This window comes from Lysinibacillus sp. FSL R7-0073 (genome assembly GCF_038009065.1).
Classification (GTDB): Bacteria; Bacillota; Bacilli; order Bacillales_A; family Planococcaceae; genus Lysinibacillus; species Lysinibacillus fusiformis.
Window position 1 is genome coordinate 4,190,966 of the sequence record NZ_JBBPAS010000001.1, and the last position, 15,183, is coordinate 4,206,148.

Here is a 15,183-nt window from a genome sequence, read left to right on the forward strand (position 1 = left end):
TCATTTCTAAAAGCTTATATTTAAACTGCATCTTTCCTTCATTTCATGCTACAGTTATTTTACTGACTATAGCAAAGGAGTTTCACGACATGAATACGCTATACGAGCCTGCCATTCACTTTCAACAAGTTCAATTCTCAGTAAATGACAAAATGATATTAAAGTCAATTACTGGGTCGTTTCCGAAAGGTCAAATTACCACTCTCGTCGGCCCTTCTGGTGCAGGTAAAACAACCCTGCTTAAATTATGTAATGGCCTTCTTTCACCGACAAATGGACATATACTTATTGATAATGAGCCCATCTCAAATTATGAGCCCTCAGCATTACGAAGACATGTTGGTATCGCCCTACAAGCTGCTCCTATGATTGCTGGCACTGTAAAGGAAAACCTCGCACTTCCACTGACATTGCAGGGGAAAAAACTTTCTCAACAGGAGGCCATTCAATATTTAGAGGATGTTGGCTTAGATGAAAGCTTCTTACACCAATCCACAAATGAATTATCAGGAGGACAGCGTCAAAAGGTTTCGATAGCAAGAACTCTTATTAATCAATCCTCTATCTTATTATTAGATGAAATAACTTCTGCACTGGATCGCCAATCTGTTAAGGAAATTGAAAAGCTCATCTCCACTATTAATAAAAAATATAATGTGACGATGATTTGGATTACTCATAATTTGCAACAAGCATTAACGATCGGACACTATACATGGGTCATGATGAATGGGGAGCTAATTGAAACTGGCAAGAGTGCTTTACTTAAAGCACCGACTAACCCACGCGTAGCAGAATTTGTACAGGGGGCTAACATATGACTTATACGTCTTTATCACTAACATTAATTTTCGTGTGCATCCCTCTACTGCTATCCAAAACATTAAAATTAGGACTTGAAAAAGATACGCTTATTGCAACCCTTCGGTCTATCGTTCAATTGCTCGCTGTTGGCTATATATTAAAATTTGTCTTTGATGCAAATAGTTATGTATATATTTTTCTTATGGTTGCGTTAATGATACTAATCGCTACGTTTAATGCTCGAAAAAAAGGAGAAGGCATTAAAGGGATCACCTGGAAAATAGCACTGACACTTGTGATGATAGAAATCATTACACAAGGTGTCTTGCTTGGCTTTAACATTGTGCCAGCGACCGCTCAGTATATTATTCCCATTAGTGGTATGCTAATTGGCAATTCAATGGTGTTATCCATTTTATTTTTAAACCGATTTACGGCTGAAATTACTAGCCATAAAGATCAAATGGAATTAATTTTGTCTCTTGGAGGCACACCCAAACAAGCTGTTCATCGACAACTTATCAATGCCGTAAAGGCGAGTATGATCCCCACTATTGAAAGCCAAAAAACAATTGGCTTAGTACAGCTACCAGGTATGATGAGCGGCCAAATTATTGGTGGTGCCGACCCCATTCAGGCTGTACAATTTCAACTTTTGATCATCTTCGCTCTCCTAACAACGGCGACATTATCAAGTATCATGATTGGTTTTTTAAGTTATCCTGCACTTTTTAATGAGCGTATGCAAATACTTGAAATGAAATAATTGTTAAGCAGATTTAATATAGATTTAATAATTTATGATATACTAAAAAGAAAATGCAGTTAGGAGAATGACCATGTTATTACGCGATTTTTTCATCCAGCTTTCCGAAAACCAACTATTGAATAGTGCTGCAAAGAAATATGGCCTAAAATTAGGAGCACAAAGTGTAGTAGCTGGTACAAATATTGAAGAAACAATTGCAAGCATCAAAGAACTGAATGCACATAATATCTCATGTACAGTAGATAACCTTGGTGAATTTGTTTCAAGTAAAGAAGAAGCAACTGCTGCAAAAGATAAAATTCTCTCTGTGGTAGAAGCTATTCATGAAAATGATGTAAAAGCACATATCTCATTAAAGCCTTCTCAATTAGGCTTAGATATTGATGTAGATTTCTGCTATGACAATCTGTATGAAATTGTTGAAAAAGCGGCTGCTTATGATATATTTGTTAACTTCGATATGGAGGATTTTGCGCGTCTTCAAACATCTTTTGATATGGTAGAAGAATTGTCTAAAACATTTAATAATGTTGGAACTGTGATTCAATCTTACTTTTACCGTGCAAAAGACGATATCGAAAAATTCAAGGACTATCGTTTACGTATCGTAAAAGGAGCTTATAAAGAGCCTGTTGAAGTTGCTTATCAAGATAAATTGGATATCGATTTAAACTTTATTGAGTTAATTGAATATCATTTACTACATGGTAAATTTACGTCCATTGCTACACATGACCATAATATTATTGCTCACGTTAAACGCTTTGTAGCTGATCATAATATTCCACTTGATAAATTCGAATTCCAAATGCTTTATGGATTCCGTACAGATATGCAAAAAGAGCTAGCTAAAGAAGGCTATAACTTCTGTGTATACGTTCCATTCGGCGAAGATTGGTACGGTTACTTTATGCGTCGCCTAGCTGAACGCCCTCAAAACCTTAACCTTGTCACAAAACAAGTGTTTACGAAAAAGACGAATACAGTTCTTGCGGTAGCTGCAGGTGCATTCGTTCTTGGACGTTTAACAAAACGCAATAAATAAAACAGAAAAGAACCTTGCCGCAACCATGCGATAAGGTTCTTCTCTTATTTATTCCATCCTTTTTCTTTAAAGCGTGCAATGGCTTCGATACGATTGCCTACGTTTAATTTTTCTAAAATCGTTGAAATATAATTACGAACGGTTCCAGCTGATAGAAATAGCTCTGCGGCAATTTCCTTCGTTGTTTTGCCCTCTGCCACAAGAGTCAGCACCTGGCTTTCTCGCTCAGTTAATGGATTTTCACTATCATCCTCATACACAAAATCAACGAGCTCTGGGGCATAAATTCGTTTACCATCCATGATCGTACGGATTGCAGAAACCAATTCCTCAATAGGGCTATCCTTTAATAAATATCCCCTTACACTAGCTTTTCTAGCACGCTCGAAATAACCTGGTCTGGCAAATGTAGTTAAAATAATGACTTTACAATCCGAGCCAGAGCCATGAATTTCTTCTGCTGCATCAAGGCCAGTTTTAACCGGCATTTCAATATCCATAATACAAATATCAGGCTGGTGCTCTTCAACAAGCATCAATGCTTCCTCACCATTTTTTGCTAAGCCAACGACCTCCATATCCTCCTCCATACTAAGTAAAGAGCGAAGAGCGCCTAATAGCATCCCCTGATCTTCAGCAATCACAATTTGTATCATGTCACAAGCCTCTTTTCTATATGTTCTTCAGATTTTCTTTCACACTTTGATGCGTAATAGCCACTGGAACAGTTACTGATAATGTCGTGCCGTCCACACTTTCAATTTTGAAGGAACCATTGATGAACTCTAATCGCTCTCGCATTCCTTTTAACCCGTTCCCAGTTTTCCACGCTTGTTTTTTCGTAATTCCTTGTCCATTATCACGAACTACTAAGTAAACTTCTTTAAAATTTTGATGGAAAGCTATTTCGCATTTTGTCGCACCACTATGTCTCACAACATTATTAACAGCCTCTTTTAAGCACATAGACAAAACATTTTCTACAAGCGGTGGCACTTGCAAGGCATTTTTATCGCCCTCAAAGACAAATTCCATTTCTGCTGCCTTTAATATTTGAGAAATACGCATAAGCTCATCTTCAAATTTTGCTGTACGCATGTCTGAAACCAATTCACGAACCTCTTTTAAGGCAATACTGGCAGTTTGACGTATATCCTTAATCTCAACTAAAGCTTGCTGTGGATCACGCTCAATCAACCTTGATGCTAAATCACTTTTCAAACCGATCATAGACAATTTTTGCCCCAATGTATCATGTAAATCACGTGCAATACGTTGTCGTTCTTCAAAAACAATTAACTCTGCAATACGCTCATTGGCCGTTTCTAACTGTCCTTCTAAGTTCTCACGTTTATTCTTGGAATAAATCGTAAGCGGTAAAAGAACAACAGCTAAAATAGTTAACACGACAAAAGGTAATTGTGATAAAAATAAGTGAAGCTCAACAAAAAAGCCAGCACCTGTGGATATGACTGTAAAGCCAATATGTAGACCGTACATAATATAGAAACCAACTGGTCTTCGTATGTTTCCAATAAAAAATGCTGTGAAAATGGAAAGATAAACATAACCGTATAAAATCGTCATGACAATATTAATCACCATTTCAAAGCTGATCCACATATATACTAGTCCGCTTTTCGAATTCATGGAAAATCGATAGAAAATAAAATATAGCATTAAAAACGTAATGCCTATAGAGATTTCTATATAAGATGATTTTCTAAAAATGAAGAAAAACGGTAGAAAGCAAAAAATAATCCATAAATATATACTGAGCATTGGACTATTCGGAATAATACTATGCCATTTCCTCAACATAATCTCACGCTCTTTCCTACTTTTCCCTTATTATAACAAGAAAATTATTTTTTTGCCCATAATGCTTATTTTCTCGACTATATTTAAAACAGCCATCTCTCTAATTGAGATGGCTGTTTTTAACTAAGCAGCAATGCTACCTTTTGCTTTACGTTTTATAATTAATTCGACTTCTTTAAACGTTACAAATTTACCTTGTTCTTCATCATAAAGCTTATAACGCAATGATTCTAAACTTGTACGTAAAGTAATCGTTGTCGCCGTGTGTAATGGCGGCGTTTCATTGTGAGCCTTTTCCAGATTATAGTTAGGTACACGAGGAGACAAGTGATGGACATGATGGAAACCGATATTTCCAGTAACCCATTGTAAGATTTTCGGCAATTTGTAATACGAGCTACCTTCTACTGCAGCTTTCACATAATCCCACTCAGAATCATGTTCAAAGTAAGAATCTTCATATGTGTGCTGAATATAAAACAACCAAATTCCTAAAGCACCCGCAATAAATAGTGTTACACCTTGGACTAATAAAAACGCTTGCCAGCCCATAAAGAAGATTAAAGCGGCACAAACTCCGGCAATGACAATATTCGTTAACATTGTGTTGGTACGTTCCTTTTGCTTTGCATCCTTACGATTAAAACGATTTAAAACAAGTACCATATATAAAGGTCCTAAACCAAACATTACAAACGGATTACGATAGAAGCGATACCATAATCGTTGACCCTTTGAAGCTTGCATATATTCTTCCACAGTCATCATATCAATATCACCGATACCACGCTTGTCTAAGTTTGAGCTCGTTGCATGGTGAATTGTATGCTCACGTTTCCATTTTTCATATGGGAATGAAGTTAACACCCCAGTAAAAAATCCAACCCAGTCGTTTGCCTTTTTACTTTTGAAAAATGACCCGTGTGTACAATCATGAAAGATAATAAAAGTTCTTACGACAAAACCAGCTGAAATAACACTTAAACCAACTGTTAGCCAAGGTGAAACATCAACTAACAAGTAACCTGCCACCCACAAAGCAATTAACGGTACAATGGTATTGATCATTTGAAAAACACTTTTACGCGTATCTGATTTAGCAAAAGGCGCTACATCCTGGCGTAATTTTTTTGTTTTTTCTTTAATTGTTGCCATCTTTTACTCCCTCGTTTCCTTTTCCTTTTCCTTATGACCTCATCATAAAACAAGAGTATAAGTCAGCAACAGACGCAAACATCACAAAAAGGATATGACATTTGTCATATCCTTTTATGAATTGGGTCCAGTCAGATGCAGTTGGTAGAACACAAGATCTAGCCATTGTTCAAATTTATAGCCTGCATTTTTAATGGTTCCTGCATATTCAAAGCCTAGTTTCTCATGTGCTTTAATACTACCAATATTTTCTCCATCTATACCAGCAACCAATGTCTTGACCCCTTGTTCTTTTGCTTTCTCTATTAGCTTAAGCATAAGATTCGTTGCAATACCTTTTTGATAGTGGTCCTTATGTACATAAACGGAGTGCTCCATTGTATATTTATAACCCGGATAAGGACGGAATTGACTATATGTTGCAAAGCCAGATATCATCCCATTATCGTCATAAACAAGCAACGGATTTCCTAATACTTGCTGTTCCCTAAACCATTTCTTTTTTTCAGCTAATGATTGAACTTCATATCGATAGACTGCTTTGCTCGTTAAAATAACATCATTATAAATTTCTAAAACCTCAGGTATATCTTTTTCTTCCATCAATCGAATCATTTTCCTCACGTCCTTCCGAAATTATCTTATCTTCATTAGCAAGAAAAGAAGATATAGATAGGCAATTAATCCACTATCTATATCCACATATTTTATGCCTTATACATTGAAGTATCGAGCATCAGGATGTGCAAAAACAATCGCCGATACAGATGCTTCTGGCTCCATCATAAAGCCTTCCGTTAAATGAACACCAATATCTTCAGGCTTTAGTAAGCCAAATAATTTTTCTTGATCCTCTAAGTTTGGGCATGCTGGATAACCAAATGAAAAACGTTGTCCCTGGTACTTAGCCGCAAAACGATCGCGCATCGTGAAGTCTGTTACGTCTGGGAAGCCCCATTGATCACGAATTTCTTGATGCATACGTTCAGCAAAACCCTCTGCTAATTCTAGTGCCGTCGACTGTAAGGCATGACTTTCAAGGAATTTACCTTCTTCTTTTAGTTGACGAGCTTTTGCCATAACTCCTTGCCCTGCTGTCACAACCATAAGTGCAACATAATCCATTTCTCCACTTTCTACCGTTCTTAAGAAATCAGCCAGGCATAAAAAAGGTTCGACCTGCTGACGCGGGAAAGTAAAACGTTCAATTTCTGTCTTGCTATCCGCTGAATCATAAATAATTACATCATCTCCATCTGCTTGGGCAGGGAAGAATTGATATAAACCTGAAGGCTTTAATAGATCACTTTTTAAATAATCATCCACTAAATCTTTGAGCTCTGTTGCTCTTGGATCGCCAGCATCTAATAATGGTTGAACTTGCCCTTTTAACCCCAAATGATGCCCCAGTAATGTCCGCATATTCACATATGGATATAAATGTGAGACAGCGTATTCTTTCTTTACATGACGGCGCAAATCAGCTGGTAAAAATACTGATGCTTCCTTTACTGTACGAGCAGGCTTTATTGTAACTTCTTTGACAGGACGTGCCGCTCGTTTTTCATCTGCCTCTAAACGTTTTTGGCGAGATTCCGCTATTTCTGCTAAGAAGTTTGCACGTGTCCCCTCACCCATTAATAAATTTGCCTGCTCTAATCCCTGCATCGCATCCTTTGCGTAAATAACAGGACCACCATATTCATCTGCAATTTTTGTTTCTGTAAAACGTCGAGAAAGTGCAGCTCCACCTACTAAAATTGGTACATCAATTCCTGCCTCTTTGAAATCTTGGGCGGTAGTGACCATTTGCTGTGCTGATTTAACTAATAGACCCGATAACCCAATGAAATCTGGCTTTTCCTTGCGAATAGCTTCTATCAATTGAGCAGGAGTCACCTTAATACCTAAATCTACAACCTTATAGCCGTTGTTACTTAAAATAATATCAACAAGGTTTTTTCCAATATCGTGCACATCACCTTTTACAGTAGCAAGCACCATTTTCCCTTTACCCGCACTCTCCTCGTTCTTCTCCATGTATTGCTCTAAATGGGCAACTGCAGCCTTCATTACCCCAGCAGATTGTAAAACCTCTGCTACGATCAATTGGTTATCATTAAATAAACGACCAACCTCAGCCATCCCATTCATTAAAGGTCCATTTATAATATCAAGAGGTGACTCAAATATTTCCCGAGCAGCCTCTAAATCAGCAATAAGTCCTTCTTTGGTCCCTTCCAATATATAGTAGGCTAAGCGCCCTTCTACAGTTTTCGGAATATCTGCTTCGGTCTTTTCCTTCTTTTTATCACGATAAAAATCCGTAAATACAGCTAATGTTTCATCATTTGTATTAAATAACAAGTCATTGGCTAGTTTAATTTCCGCTTCTGGAATCGATGCATACCGTTCTAGCTTTTCAGTATTTACAATGGCATAATCTAAACCAGCCTGTGTACAATGATAAAGATATACAGCATTGAGAACTTCGCGTCCAACCGGTGGTAAGCCAAACGAAATATTACTAACTCCAAGCACCGTTAATGCACGGGGCATTTTTTCTTTAATGAGACGAATTCCTTCAATTGTTTCAAGTGCTGAACCAATATATTGCTCATCCCCCGTTCCTACTGGGAACATTAATGGGTCAAAAATGATATCTTCAGGTTGCATTCCCCATTTTTCTGTTAGTAATTGATAGGAACGTTCGGCAATTTCAAGCTTCCGATGACGATCGACTGCCATCCCTGTTTCATCGATTGTTCCCACAACTAACGAGGCACCGTACTTTTTCACTAATGGCATTACTGCATCAAACCGTTCTTCGCCATCTTCTAGATTAATAGAGTTAATGATGGCCTTCCCTTGCGAAAACTTGAGTGCCTCTTCAATAACCTTTTCGTCTGTGGAATCAATAACAAGTGGAACCTTAACTTTTTTCACGACCTCCTGCATAAAGCCACGGATATCTGCTAACTCATCACGATCTGGGTTCGCCAAGCAAATATCTATAACATGTGCACCATTTTTTACTTGTGCCCTTGCGATCTCAGCCGCTTCCTCAAATTTCCCATCAATAATTAAGTTTTTGAATTTACGAGAACCAATAACATTTGTTCTTTCCCCAATAAATAAAGGACGCATAGAATCATCGTATAAAAGTGGCTCGATACCTGATACTGCGTGACCATGCGTTTTTTTTGGTAGCTGACGAGGCTTTTCATCTTTTAAAACTTCACGAATAGCCGTAATATGAGCTGGAGTTGTACCACAGCATCCACCCACAATATTGAGCCAACCCTTTTCCGCAAATCCCTTTAATTTTTGTGATAAAGATTCTGGAGACTCATGATAACATCCTTCTTCATCAGGTAGGCCTGCATTCGGATAACAGCTAATATACCCCGTTGACAGCTCTGCTAATGAACGGATATGATCCGTCATAAATTCAGGTCCCGTCGCACAGTTTAAGCCCACTGATAATGGTTGAATATGCTCGATGGAAATATAAAAAGCATCAATAGTTTGTCCTGCAAGAGTAGTACCCATAGGCTCAATTGTTCCAGAAATCATAACAGGTAGCTCTTTACCAGTGACCTCGAAAGCACGAGTTACCCCAAGGGTACCTGCTTTTACATTTAACATATCCTGACTTGTCTCTAGCAATAGCACATCAGCCCCTGCTTCAATCAATGCCTTTGCCTGCACAAAGAAATTCTCTTCTAATTCATCAAATGTAATACCGCCTGTTACTGACAACGTCTTAGTTGTTGGGCCCATTGCGCCTGCAACAAAGCGGGGCCAATCTGAAGTCGTATAATTATCAACCGCTTGGCGAGCAATTTCAACTGCACGTTTATTAATTTCTTCCGCTTTTGCACCTAGATTATATTCATTTAATACAAGAGGTGTTCCACCAAATGTATTTGTACAAATAATATCTGCCCCTGCCTCTAAATACTGATGATGAATTTTCTCAATGACATCAGGTCTAGTAAGCACTAGATTTTCATTACAACCATCTAGGTCCTCCCCTCCAAAATCATCTGCTGATAAATTTTCATTTTGTAGCATTGTTCCCATTGCGCCATCAAGAATTAGTATTCGTTTATCAAGTTGTTCTTCAATTAAGTGCTTAGCCATTTATACTTACCCCTTTTTTCTGTTCATCCAATTTCTCTATATATTTCATTAATTCTAATGTCACATCGTAGCGTAAAAATGGTGTAATAAGGTAAATGCCGTTGAAATATTGCGCAGCCACTTCTACTAATTCCTTGGCAATTGCAATGCCCTCAAGTGTGGCGCGTTCCTTATCTTCACCACATGCTTTCATCCTTGATAAAGCGTCTTCAGATAATTTTATGCCTGGCACCTCATGATGTAAAAACTCTGCACTTTTATAACTCGTAACGGGCATAATACCAAGATAAATCGGTGCTTGTAAATGCTTCGTTGCTTCATATATTTCTATAATTTTTTCCTTTGTATAAACAGGCTGTGAAATGAAATAGTCTGCCCCATGCTCAATCTTTTTTTCTAAGCGTGCCACAGCACGATCTAAAACACGAACATTTGGGTTAAATGCAGCAGCCACAGAGAAGTTTGCCTTTTTCCGTAGTGGTTTCCCTGAGAAAGAGACCCCTTCATTTAATTGCTTAATTAGTTGGATAAGCTCCATAGATGAGACATCGTATACGCTAGTGGCACCAGGAAAATCTCCAACTTTCGTTGGGTCACCCGTAACAGCTAGCACATCATGAATTCCTAAGGCATTTAACCCCATTAAATGCGATTGCAGACCAATTAAATTACGATCTCGACAGGTAATATGTGTCAAGGGGCGTACGCCATTAGTACTCTTCAATAAGGCCCCCATTGCAATATTGCTAATACGTGGAGATGCCAATGAATTGTCTGCCATCATAACTACATCGGCACCTGCCTCATATAGTTGTTTGGCCCCTTCAAGAAATCCGTCTATTTCTAAGTGTCTAGGTGTATCCAACTCTACGATGACCGAGCGTTCACGCTTTACTTTTTCATGAAGTGGTTCAAATTTAGCTGGCTCGGCATCACGAACAATCTCAATCTTTGCAGGCTTCGCATGCTTTTCACTAACTGGTGATAGCTCTTCTAAATACTTTTTTGCGGCTGCAATATGCTTTGGTGTCGTACCACAACAACCCCCAATTAGGCGAACACCCTGATCACGCAGTTCAACAGCAGCGCGACCAAAATAATCAGCCTCCGACTCATAAACAACACGCCCGTCCTCTAAATCTAATAGCGAAGCATTTGGATAGGCTGACATAAATGCCTTTTCCGGAAGTTCTACACCCTCAAACGCTTGAATCGTATGATATGGACCTAGACGGCAATTGACACCAACAATATCTGCACCAAGAATCTCTAACTCATGTAGCGCATGATTTAAAGACATACCATTTTGTAAAACACCAGGCTCATGCATAGATACTTGAGCAATTATCGGTATATTAGTTTTGGTGCGTAGCATTTTTAATGTCGCTGTTAATTCTTCAAAATCATAATAAGTTTCGAGTAAAAGGCCATCAGGATTTCCTGCAAGTAACACACTCGCCTGTTCTTCAACGGTCGCTAATATGTCATCTAAAGTTGCATCGCTTTTACGAATGCCACGAATTCCACCAATTGTTCCTAAAACAAATTGACCGCCATCTGCTGCAGCTCGCTTGGCAATAGTAATAGCTGCTTCATTAAATTGTTGGACACTTGATTCTAATCCATAGCGAGCTAATTTAATGGCATTGGCACCGTACGTATTCGTTTGAATAATATCAGCACCAGCTGCGATATATTCTCTATGAATCTTTTCAATTAATTCAGGTCTCTGAACATTCATTTCCTCATGACAATACTCCAATCCATAGCCATACAACACTGTGCCTATTGCACCATCTGCCGTCAATACATGTGTTTTTAATCTTTCAAGCAATCCCATAAAACTAGCCTCTCTTCCTCTATTTCTGTATAATAAAAAGCCTTCTTTTATATAAAAAGAAGGCTTTAACGACTCATCATTATTGTTCCTTCTCATCTTCGACTCAACGGTCTTCTGGATTTAGCACCTGACAAAAAGTTGGTTGCTGAAGCTTCAATGGGCCAGTCCCTCTGCTTCTCTTGATAAGAATTATTAAGTATGAATTTTTTAAATAATTAAAAGAATCATATCGTTTACAGACGAATGAGTCAAGACTATTTCACATAACAAAGAAATTTTTCGTTTAAAAACTTAGAAGTTGGATAGTTCTTCCGCAAGCTCTTCACCAATTTTTTTCCCATTTTGAATGCAAGCGCCGATACCTACTCCAAAATAAGAGCAACCCGCTATCGATAAATTCGGATAGTTTTCATTCAGCTCTAGTAGTAAACCTTGCAGCGCTTCCCGGTGAGCTAGGTCATATTTAGGCATTTGATCAATCCACTTTGTGACATTCACAACGGTAGGCTTTTCATCGATTCCTAGGCTTTTTCGAACATCTTCTAAAGCGATGGCTGCCAATTCTTCGTCAGTCATATTACGTAACTGCTCATACGCCGGATTAATACTCTTATAGAATAGGCGGACAAGTAGTTGATTGTTTTTCGATGTATGTTTCCACTTACGGCTCGTCCAAGTTGCTGCATTACAAGTGACATCAGAATTATGCGATACAATATAGCCTGTTCCATCCGCAGGTAAGTTTGCATCAGGCACATCAAAGCCTAGATAAATAGTAATGGCTGATGCTGTAGTAAACTGATCAAAATAATGTGTTAAAGAGTCATCCTGCAATATACTTTGAACCGCTTCATTCGGTAGCGCTAGAACAACATAATCTGCCTCAATTTTTTGTCCATTTGCTAGGGAAAGCAAATATTGGTTCCCCATTTTTTGGACATGATTTGTGGCTACCCCTTTAATGATGTCTACATCTGTTAATGTCTGTTCTAATCGCTCAATTAAAGAGGATAATCCATTTTGAAATGAAATAAATTTTTTATTAGCAGCTTTAACAAATTGCTCACGATTCGCATCAAAACCTTTTATGATACTTCCATAGTCATTTTTATAGTCAATTAAATACGGTAAAGTGGAAGCAATAGAAAGTTGATGTAAATCACCAGAATAGACACCTGCTAGAACAGGTGCAATTTGATTTTCTACTAGCTCTTCGCCAAGATAATAAGTTAAAAATTCCCCTATCGAGCTTTCTTTTGTAAAACCTGCATTGGGTAACGTTAAATCTTTTAAAGCTTCTTGTTTGGCCTGATCAGAGATAAGTGTGCTTTCCTCAAGAGATGCCAAACTCATAGGTATACCGAAAGTAGAATCCGCTGGAATGGCGTGCAGCTCGTTATTTGTATAAATATAGGATATACCTGTTTCGTTGTAAACGAGATGATCTTCAAAGTCTAGCTCTTGCACTAGCTCCATTACACCTTTATGGCGAGCTACAATAGAGTCAGCACCAGTTTCCATAATAAAACCTTGTTCATAGGCTGAATATAATTTGCCACCTAAATATGTATTTTTTTCTACGAGCACTAGCTGAACATCTAAATTTTTTTCCTTCATTTGACGCTGTAGATAATGCATTGTGCATAACCCAGTAATACCGCCACCTAATACAACAACTGTTTTCATAGTAAACCGCCCCTATTTTTAGTTCTGTCTACAGTATAAACTTATTTTCATTGAAAATTACGTTAAACCCTTTACAAATTTAGCAAAAATAGAGCTATCTCAACCGTGAGATAACTCTAAATCTAAAAATTATGCTTACTAAACACACATTATAATGAGTACTATAGTGTTTAATATAGCTACTAGTGATCTAGTTTTTTAAATTTTGGGCAAAGCTAGCTAATTTTTCTGCTGAGTTCGTTACTTCAGTAAAAGAAGTACCCAGCCCACTTAATATACCTGCGATTGCTTGTATTTTCGTCGCCATGCAATCATTTTGATCTTTTGCTTCTGTCATTGCCCCTACTATATTTGTAAATTGTCCTTCCGTGTGTAACATATTATCCTCACCAGATGCCACCTCATCTTGGATATGAATGAGAGATTGCTCTAATTTCCCTGTGCGTTCACTCGTTTTTTGCAACAATAATGCAACAGCGGTGACAGATTCCTTTGTTTGAATGGCTAATTTACGTACTTCATCAGCTACTACACTAAATCCCTTCCCTGCTTCTCCGGCACGGGCTGCTTCAATAGTGGCATTTAAGGCCAACAAATTGGTCTGATTGGCAATATTGGTAACGACACTCATAATCGTTTCCATTTCCTTCGACATATCAGATAATTGTTCGATATTTTCTTCTATATCATGAAGAGATTGAATAATATTATGCATATTTTGTGATTGTTTCTTTAAACATTCCCGTCCATCCAATGCTTGGTTTTCAGCCAGAGTAGACACTTCTAGTGATCTCTTTGCCAATTGTTCAATTTCCCCAGACTGCTCGCTTAGTCTGCAAAATGAACTATTGGTTTCCTGTGAAATGGTTGCAAGCAATTCCGAGGACTGTACAATTTGTCGTTCAATTGCTTCTTTTTCTTGTTCCATGTTTTCTTTATGCTGTTCAACTGTATTTTCATATGCCTCTAAAACAAGTTGCTGCTCGAAATTGCAAATTTTAGAAATAGCTCTTATTGTATTAAACTGATCTCGTGGATGATCGATATGCTGTTCAACCAAGTCTATAAATGAGAGAGATAAATCTTGAAACGCGCAAATATACCATTGTGTTCTAAGCCCAATATGAACGTGCACCTTTGCAATTTTCACACGCCTTTGGTAAAACACCTCATCAATCGTTCCGTTAAACATTTCAATAATATGCTGCCGTAACGTTACTTTAAGCTTTTCTACAGAACTATGATGACTAATAATATTTACCAAATGTTGCTCGGTACCGATCATATTGTAAAAACGGTTTACGATGTGATCAACATTGTCCATAACATACGGTTGGAATGCTTTTAAATATTGCAAATCCTCCTTCGTTACATTCAGCATTTCAATTTGTTTCACCATTAATTGGCGATTAGACAGGTCCATTTTCACCGTATATTGCTGTAAATCCAACGCCTTCGTCTTACTCTGTTTTTGAAAAATCACTTATCTTCCCTCTTTCGTTCCGTTTACTTTATCAGGCTGAGAAACAACAAATACCTTTTAGCATATTGATTGATACAACAAAAAATACCGATTAATAGGCTTACCACATTACTATGATCCCATTTGCTTCAGCTATTTCATTTGTCACACTTCTTCCTCCAAAAGCAGTCACACAATGTTCTATCATGAATAAAAGGTGAATTGCACTCAACGAACAGATCTTCTCTATACATTGACTACAGTCGATTTATTTATGTATGATTCATTTCAAAATTACTCATTTACCTTAAACATTTTAAAAATTACTGTCAATTTTATTAATACCATAATTTAACATAATATGTATATAAAGTCCTTGCTGTTACATTGTCTGAATATCATTAACAAAAAGCTACCACAATATTATTGGTAGCCTTTTGTTTCATTTGTTTGTT

General features: G+C 37.6%; 11 protein-coding genes, 1 pseudogene and 1 riboswitch. Of the genes and pseudogenes, 3 read left to right on the forward strand and 9 right to left on the reverse strand.

What is annotated here, in order from left to right; translation table 11 throughout:
- The first annotated feature begins 89 nt into the window (after nt 1-89).
- The 3 genes from MKY88_RS21080 to MKY88_RS21090 all read left to right on the forward strand — a co-directional run bounded on the left by MKY88_RS21080 (nt 90) and on the right by MKY88_RS21090 (nt 2,618).
- Complete coding sequence (locus tag MKY88_RS21080; protein WP_328204486.1) at nt 90-821, forward strand: ABC transporter ATP-binding protein; 732 nt, start codon at nt 90-92, stop codon at nt 819-821.
- The gene (locus tag MKY88_RS21085) at nt 818-1,570 is read left to right on the forward strand and encodes an ABC transporter permease (RefSeq protein ID WP_340814634.1); all 753 of its coding nucleotides are present in this window, start codon (nt 818-820) and stop codon (nt 1,568-1,570) included. The genes MKY88_RS21080 and MKY88_RS21085 overlap by 4 nt, the downstream gene beginning before the upstream one ends.
- A 73-nt stretch (nt 1,571-1,643) precedes the next feature.
- On the forward strand, nt 1,644-2,618 hold the full coding sequence (locus MKY88_RS21090; protein ID WP_328204489.1) for a proline dehydrogenase family protein: 975 nt from the start codon (nt 1,644-1,646) through the stop codon (nt 2,616-2,618).
- Between the two features lie 44 nt (nt 2,619-2,662).
- Here the strand turns inward: MKY88_RS21090 and MKY88_RS21095 are convergent, their stop codons facing one another.
- The 9 genes and pseudogenes from MKY88_RS21095 to MKY88_RS24680 all read right to left on the reverse strand — a co-directional run.
- The gene (locus MKY88_RS21095; protein ID WP_340814636.1) at nt 2,663-3,274 is read right to left on the reverse strand and encodes a response regulator transcription factor; all 612 of its coding nucleotides are present in this window, start codon (nt 3,272-3,274) and stop codon (nt 2,663-2,665) included.
- A gap of 16 nt (nt 3,275-3,290) precedes the next feature.
- Nucleotides 3,291-4,439, reverse strand: coding sequence for a sensor histidine kinase (locus MKY88_RS21100; RefSeq protein WP_419182593.1), 1,149 nt, complete (start codon nt 4,437-4,439; stop codon nt 3,291-3,293).
- Between the two features lie 123 nt (nt 4,440-4,562).
- Entirely contained in the window at nt 4,563-5,594 is a 1,032-nt protein-coding gene (locus MKY88_RS21105; protein WP_069482756.1) for a fatty acid desaturase, read from the reverse strand.
- Nucleotides 5,595-5,708: 114 nt separating this feature from the next.
- Nucleotides 5,709-6,209 (reverse strand): GNAT family N-acetyltransferase, encoded by a 501-nt coding sequence (locus MKY88_RS21110; RefSeq protein WP_340814639.1) that lies wholly within the window; start codon nt 6,207-6,209, stop codon nt 5,709-5,711.
- Nucleotides 6,210-6,308: 99 nt separating this feature from the next.
- Nucleotides 6,309-9,740: a methionine synthase gene (gene metH / locus MKY88_RS21115; protein ID WP_340814641.1), complete on the reverse strand. Its 3,432-nt coding sequence runs from the start codon at nt 9,738-9,740 to the stop codon at nt 6,309-6,311.
- Nucleotides 9,733-11,580, reverse strand: coding sequence for a bifunctional homocysteine S-methyltransferase/methylenetetrahydrofolate reductase (locus MKY88_RS21120; RefSeq protein WP_328204496.1), 1,848 nt, complete (start codon nt 11,578-11,580; stop codon nt 9,733-9,735). The genes metH and MKY88_RS21120 overlap by 8 nt, the downstream gene beginning before the upstream one ends.
- Nucleotides 11,581-11,669: 89 nt before the next feature.
- Nucleotides 11,670-11,769, reverse strand: a riboswitch (SAM riboswitch).
- Between the two features lie 102 nt (nt 11,770-11,871).
- Nucleotides 11,872-13,266: a protoporphyrinogen oxidase gene (locus tag MKY88_RS21125; protein WP_193833178.1), complete on the reverse strand. Its 1,395-nt coding sequence runs from the start codon at nt 13,264-13,266 to the stop codon at nt 11,872-11,874.
- A 190-nt stretch (nt 13,267-13,456) separates the two neighbouring features.
- The gene (locus tag MKY88_RS24675) at nt 13,457-14,194 is read right to left on the reverse strand and encodes a methyl-accepting chemotaxis protein (RefSeq protein WP_445669186.1); all 738 of its coding nucleotides are present in this window, start codon (nt 14,192-14,194) and stop codon (nt 13,457-13,459) included.
- Between the two features lie 33 nt (nt 14,195-14,227).
- A pseudogene (locus MKY88_RS24680) lies at nt 14,228-14,689 on the reverse strand (protoglobin domain-containing protein); the annotation flags it as partial.
- Between the last annotated feature and the right edge of the window lie 494 nt (nt 14,690-15,183).

Excerpts from the sequence above, each read along its gene's own strand:
- MKY88_RS21080 (WP_328204486.1), top strand. The coding sequence starts at position 90 with ATGAATACGCTATACGAGCCTGCCATTCACTTTCAACAAGTTCAATTC.
- MKY88_RS21125 (WP_193833178.1), bottom strand. The coding sequence starts at position 13,266 with ATGAAAACAGTTGTTGTATTAGGTGGCGGTATTACTGGGTTATGCACA.
- MKY88_RS21120 (WP_328204496.1), bottom strand. The coding sequence starts at position 11,580 with ATGGGATTGCTTGAAAGATTAAAAACACATGTATTGACGGCAGATGGT.
- metH (WP_340814641.1), bottom strand. The coding sequence starts at position 9,740 with ATGGCTAAGCACTTAATTGAAGAACAACTTGATAAACGAATACTAATT.
- MKY88_RS21095 (WP_340814636.1), bottom strand. The coding sequence starts at position 3,274 with ATGATACAAATTGTGATTGCTGAAGATCAGGGGATGCTATTAGGCGCT.
- MKY88_RS21100 (WP_419182593.1), bottom strand. The coding sequence starts at position 4,439 with ATGTTGAGGAAATGGCATAGTATTATTCCGAATAGTCCAATGCTCAGT.
- MKY88_RS21085 (WP_340814634.1), top strand. The coding sequence starts at position 818 with ATGACTTATACGTCTTTATCACTAACATTAATTTTCGTGTGCATCCCT.
- MKY88_RS24675 (WP_445669186.1), bottom strand. The coding sequence starts at position 14,194 with ATGGAACAAGAAAAAGAAGCAATTGAACGACAAATTGTACAGTCCTCG.
- MKY88_RS21105 (WP_069482756.1), bottom strand. The coding sequence starts at position 5,594 with ATGGCAACAATTAAAGAAAAAACAAAAAAATTACGCCAGGATGTAGCG.
- MKY88_RS21110 (WP_340814639.1), bottom strand. The coding sequence starts at position 6,209 with ATGATTCGATTGATGGAAGAAAAAGATATACCTGAGGTTTTAGAAATT.
- MKY88_RS21090 (WP_328204489.1), top strand. The coding sequence starts at position 1,644 with ATGTTATTACGCGATTTTTTCATCCAGCTTTCCGAAAACCAACTATTG.